This window comes from Streptomyces sp. AV19, from assembly GCF_015999245.1.
GTDB lineage: Bacteria > Actinomycetota > Actinomycetes > Streptomycetales > Streptomycetaceae > Streptomyces.
Genome location: NZ_JAEAMR010000042.1, coordinates 1 through 2,288, shown reverse-complemented (window position 1 = coordinate 2,288; position 2,288 = coordinate 1). Strand labels below are relative to the sequence as shown.

The window sequence follows — 2,288 nt, the reverse complement described above, 5'->3', positions numbered from 1 at the left end:
CGCCACCATCCCCAACCTCACCCCCCACCACCTCCACACCACCCTCACCCCCAAACAACTCACCGCCCAACACCTCCACGAACTCCTCCAACACCACCCCACCCTCCAACACCTCATCCTCTTCTCCTCCACCGCCGCAACCTTCGGCTCCCCCGGCCAAGCCAACTACGCCGCCGCCAACGCCTACCTCGACGCACTCGCCCACCACCGCCACACCCAAGGACTCCCCACCACCTCCATCGCCTGGGGACTCTGGGAAGGCGAAGGCCTTGCGAACTCTGGGTCGACTCACCGCCAACTCCGGCGGCGTGGGATTCTGCCCATGCCTCCCGAGCTCGCCCTCGCGGCATTCGAGCAAGCGGTCAGCCGGCCGGAACCGAGCGTCGTCATCACGAATATCGATTGGGGAACATTCCAGCCCTCCCAGGCAGCAACCGATCCCCTCCCCCTGCTCACAGATATCCCAGGGATCGCCGACCAGGCCGAGCAGAGCACCGAGCACCTCAGCGGCTTTGAAATGTCTCTGCGGCGTACGTTGTCGGTTCAGGACCACAGCGAGCAGCACGAGACTCTGGTCGACCTGGTCCGTAAGCAGACCGCGCTAGTACTCGGCCACGCGAGCGCCGCATCAGTTGCAGCGGAACGGCCCTTCAAAACGCTGGGTCTGGACTCCCTGACCGGTATGGAGCTCCGCAATCGGCTGGCCAGTGCAACGGGCCTACGCCTCCCCGCTACTCTCGTCTTCGACCACCCTTCCCCGCTAAAGCTCGCTGACCGTCTGCAAGCCGAGCTCTTGGGGGCCTCGCTTCCGGCACCCACCGCTGTTGCTCGATCCGCACCCGCCGATGAACCGATCGCAGTCATCGGTATGGCCTGCCGATTCCCTGGTGGCATCGAAAGTCCCGATCACCTATGGGATCTCCTCCTCTCAGGAAGAGAGGCCATTACCGGCTTCCCCACAGACCGAGGCTGGGACAATGACAGCCTGTTCGCCCCAGACCTTCAGCGAACCGGCACCTCATACGTCCGACACGGCGGGTTCCTCCGGGAACCGGGACACTTCGACGCCGGATTCTTCGGCATCAGCCCACGAGAAGCGCTGGCTATGGATCCACAGCAGCGACTCCTCCTCGAGGCCTCCTGGGAGGCCATCGAACGTGCGAACATCGTCCCTGACGCACTCCTGGAGAGCCAGGTGGGCGTCTTCACCGGACTCAACTCGCAGGACTACGCGACACTGGTCCAGTCGTCTCCGGACGCGCTGGAGGGCTACATTCTCACCGGCACCTCCGGCAGCGTGGCTTCCGGCCGCATTGCCTACGCCCTCGGTCTTGAAGGGCCGGCAGTCTCGATCGACACCGCATGCTCGTCATCGCTAGTGGCGCTGCATCTCGCGTGCCAGGCTCTGCGGTCGGGCGAATGCACCATGGCGCTGGCCGGCGGCGTCACCATCATGGCCACACCCACCACTTTCATCGAGTTCTCGCGCCAGCGGGGGCTGTCGCAGGATGGTCGGTGCAAGGCGTTCTCCGCGGCGGCGGACGGCACTGGCTGGAGTGAGGGCATCGGCATGCTGTTGGTGGAGCGGCTCTCGGACGCCCGCCGCAACGGCCACCGGGTGCTGGCGTTGGTGCGGGGAAGTGCCGTCAACCAGGACGGGGCCAGCAACGGTCTCACGGCGCCCAACGGACCGTCCCAGCAACGGGTGATCCGGCAGGCACTCGCCAACGCCGGCCTGGCACCAGGTGACGTGGATGCCGTGGAAGCGCACGGAACCGGCACCACCTTGGGCGACCCCATCGAAGCCCAGGCCCTCCTCGCCACCTACGGCCAAGGACGACCCAACGACCAACCCCTGTGGCTGGGGTCGGTGAAGTCGAACATCGGACACACGCAGGCAGCCGCAGGAGTCGCCGGCGTCATCAAGATGGTCATGGCGCTGGGCCACGGACATCTCCCACAGACCCTGCACATCGACGAGCCGTCACCACACGTGGACTGGTCCTCCGGTGCAGTCGAGTTGCTCAGGGAGGCGGTGCCATGGCCGGCGACAGGGCGACCACGGCGAGCCGGGATCTCCTCCTTCGGAGTCAGCGGCACCAACGCCCACATCATCCTCGAACAGGCCCCCGACGATCCCGTCTCCGAGACCTCGTTCGACGAAAACAACGATCAGCTCACCGGCGCCGAGGCCCCCGAGTCCACCACCTCGTCTCCCCTGCCGTTCGCCGTATCCGCCAAGACCCCCCAAGCACTCCAAGCCCAAGCACGCCAACTCCACCACTACT

General features: G+C 65.9%; 1 protein-coding gene. It reads left to right on the top strand.

Annotation, left to right across the window (positions count from 1 at the left end; genetic code table 11):
- The coding region (locus I5Q34_RS32840) for a beta-ketoacyl synthase N-terminal-like domain-containing protein (RefSeq protein WP_199896155.1) at nucleotides 1-2,288 on the top strand (2,288 nt) is incomplete at both ends.